A 500-nucleotide genomic window follows, 5' to 3' on the forward strand; every position below is an offset into this window, starting at 1 on the left:
AGGCGCATCGGAAATTCGTTCGGTAACTCGTGCGTTTAACCAGATGTCGAAAGGGATTCAAGAGCTCGAAGAAGACCGCGCTCTGTTAATGGCAGGCATCAGTCATGATTTACGTACGCCGCTGACGCGAATTCGTCTCGCTACTGAAATGATGTCGCCAGAAGACAGCTATTTGGCGGAAGGGATCATCAGTGACACTGAAGAGTGCAATGAGATCATCAGTCAATTTATGGATTATCTAAAGCCTGTAAACAAAGAATCGTTTGAGTCGGTTGATGTCAGCACCATCGCTAGTGACGTGGCGAGCTCTGAAGGGGGGTATGAAGTTGAGATTGAAACGGACTTGAACATGCACCTTCCTCCTGCGAAAGGTAGCCCGATTGCTATTAAGCGAGCGGTGAGTAACTTAGTTGTCAACGCACTGCGTTACGGCAACGGTTGGGTGAAAATCAGCACAGGCGTGACGGCAGACAAACAATTGGTTTGGATATGCGTAGAAG

At 48.4% G+C, this 500-nt stretch carries 1 protein-coding gene; it reads left to right on the forward strand.

The annotated features are described in order from the left end of the window. On the forward strand, positions 1-500 hold a 500-nt coding region (locus tag R8O11_RS31750), incomplete at both ends, for a histidine kinase dimerization/phospho-acceptor domain-containing protein (protein WP_318195455.1).

The organism is Vibrio sp. 1288 (assembly GCF_033344475.1).